The sequence below is a fragment of the Moorena sp. SIO3I6 genome (assembly GCF_010672095.1).
The window spans coordinates 1-1,638 of record NZ_JAAHHU010001139.1; the positions used below are offsets into that span (position 1 = coordinate 1).

Genomic DNA, 1,638 nt, shown 5'->3' on the forward strand with positions numbered 1-1,638 from the left:
ATTTGACAACCTCGACCCTTTTGTTATCATACTACTAGTGTATACGTATGGTCTAGTAATGTCAAACAAAAACAGATCTAAATCTCAAAAAAGAATGAGAGGAATTCCTGTATACTATGACGAGATCAAAAAACCACACACTATCATGTTCACAGATACTGTGTGGAAGTGGTTGCAGCTTTCCGCGAAGGACTCAAACACCAGTGCCGGAGAGCTTATAGAACGTTGGGTTAGAAGCCAAATAGAGGACACGACTGGATAAATCCAGTCTCTCTTTTTCATCCCCCGGCTAAAGCACGGGGGTTCTCAAATTTCAGGAAGTTTTGATAGAAAGTACGATATGCTCATCTTTCCCCTAGAAAAGATGGGGGATGCCAACCATTAATTGTCCATCGAAACCGTGCTTCTACAACAAGGGGATTATTCATTTTGAGCGTAATGACTGTTACTCGTCCCACAGGGGTTAGTCCTTGAATTTTTGTGAAATCCACATTCCATGAGAAATGTTCATCCCAATTCTGAGTGCGGGGATTAAATAAGTGAACAGTTTGATTGGTTAAAGGGTCGAGGGCAACAGTTGTATCCGATTTAAATTGGTTGCAGGTATAGCAGGCGAGGCAAACATTGGAAAATATGCTCTTTCCCCCTTTAGATTGTGGGAAAATGTGATCGTAAGTTAAAGGAATACCACTATTTGCCTCACTGGTTTGACAATAACAACAATAACGGCGATCTTGGCGATCAATCTCATTCTTCAAAGATATTGGAATATAGGCCATGAGGTTACACAATACTTTGAGGAACTGGGTAACCGCGCCATTTCAGGAGAGCCGCTGCATGAGCTTTGCGTAGCATAAAACGATCTGCTGAAATCTTAAGCTGCTCAAGTTCAATCTGTTCTGCATCTGTTAAAGAACGCTCTTGATTTTGAGCTAACAACCAGTAGTGACGCTCCATTTCTTCCGGTGTTTTTTTACTCTGGGCGATGGGCCACAAAGCTTGGTCTTCCAACCTATCTAAGGCAGCTAGATCTGCTTGAAATTCTTCAGGTACATCAGACCAATTGGGGGGACTACCAATTTGTAAAGCATGGAGCATGACAGCTTCAAGAGAGCGTTCAGTTGCTTGGGCAGTGTTGACCAAGCGCTGATAGAGGAAGTCAGGAATTTGCAGAGTAATGGTTGTTGAAATAGAATTCATGACGGGAGCTCCTGAAAGCGCAGTCCGTTAAGAGTCTATTGTAGCTCAGGGGGTAGGGTATTGGCTTCAATGTGGTTGAAGCTATTCAAAAAGAGGAGAATGCTGATCTTGCCAAAAAGTGGTCAAAGCTTCTGGAAGATGGAACAAACAAGATGGCCTATGACATCTTATCAGTTCCGACCGAAGATCGTGAGTCTGTGATAGATCAGCTTTATAACCCAGAAGGAAGACTGAGGAAGAAAGTCTCTGTTGAACGTGCTTATAATGAGGTCAAAGCTGAACGACTGATCGATGCTGAACTAGAATCTTCTGGTAATAGTAATGATGCTTCTGGTGAAGCTGTTGATGGAGAGACTAACGACTCAGATATGGGGAAGTGTATGCAAAGGGCTTCTAAGGAGAGAGTAGTTTGTTACACGAAAAAAGCGATTTATTTGT

At 42.5% G+C, this 1,638-nt stretch carries 4 protein-coding genes; 2 read left to right on the forward strand and 2 right to left on the reverse strand.

Going from position 1 to position 1,638, the window contains the following annotated elements:
- Window positions 1–262, forward strand: a 262-nt coding sequence (locus F6K49_RS46985; protein WP_293109367.1) for a hypothetical protein, incomplete at its 5' end; no start/stop codon positions are given.
- An 82-nt stretch (window positions 263–344) separates the two neighbouring features.
- Here F6K49_RS46985 and F6K49_RS46990 read toward each other — a convergent pair.
- On the reverse strand, window positions 345–779 hold the full coding sequence (locus tag F6K49_RS46990; RefSeq protein ID WP_075896104.1) for an HNH endonuclease: 435 nt from the start codon (window positions 777–779) through the stop codon (window positions 345–347).
- 4 nt (window positions 780–783) lie between these two features.
- Window positions 784–1,200 (reverse strand): hypothetical protein, encoded by a 417-nt coding sequence (locus F6K49_RS46995; protein WP_008189230.1) that lies wholly within the window; start codon window positions 1,198–1,200, stop codon window positions 784–786.
- A gap of 152 nt (window positions 1,201–1,352) precedes the next feature.
- Between F6K49_RS46995 and F6K49_RS47000 the strand changes: the two genes are divergently transcribed.
- On the forward strand, window positions 1,353–1,638 hold a 286-nt coding region (locus tag F6K49_RS47000), incomplete at its 3' end, for a hypothetical protein (RefSeq protein WP_293109370.1).

What these genes read in the sequence shown, in the direction of transcription:
- F6K49_RS46990 (WP_075896104.1), bottom strand. Translation starts at nt 779, where the DNA reads ATGGCCTATATTCCAATATCTTTGAAGAATGAGATTGATCGCCAAGAT.
- F6K49_RS46995 (WP_008189230.1), bottom strand. Translation starts at nt 1,200, where the DNA reads ATGAATTCTATTTCAACAACCATTACTCTGCAAATTCCTGACTTCCTC.